General features: G+C 66.4%; 1 pseudogene. It reads left to right on the forward strand.

The window, feature by feature from the left end:
- Positions 1 to 299, forward strand: a pseudogene (locus F1735_RS34515) (hypothetical protein); the annotation flags it as partial.
- Positions 300 to 333: the final 34 nt, after the last annotated feature.

Here is a 333-nt window from a genome sequence, read left to right on the forward strand (position 1 = left end):
AGGCTTGGTGGGCGTCGGACGCCAGCGTCGCGGCCGAAGCTGCGCGGCTGGGACTGCAACCGGCGCAAGCTGGCGAGTCCGCCCTGGCGTTCAAGGGCCGGGTGCAGGCTGCGATCGACAACGGCGGGGTCCCGCCGGCACCACCGCGCCAGAGCCGCGTGGGAGTCATCGATCCGACCGTGGCGCCTCCCCGCGCCAAAAAAGGCATGCCGGCCGGTGCCGTGGCCGGCATGAAAGCGATTTTGAAAACATCACGAGCGCGAAAAAACCAACCTACCACCGATGAGGACGACGTATGAGCACCACCACCACCACCACCACCGAGAGAAAATT

The organism is Massilia genomosp. 1 (assembly GCF_011682185.1).
In the GTDB taxonomy this organism is placed as follows: domain Bacteria; phylum Pseudomonadota; class Gammaproteobacteria; order Burkholderiales; family Burkholderiaceae_D; genus Telluria_A; species Telluria_A rubra.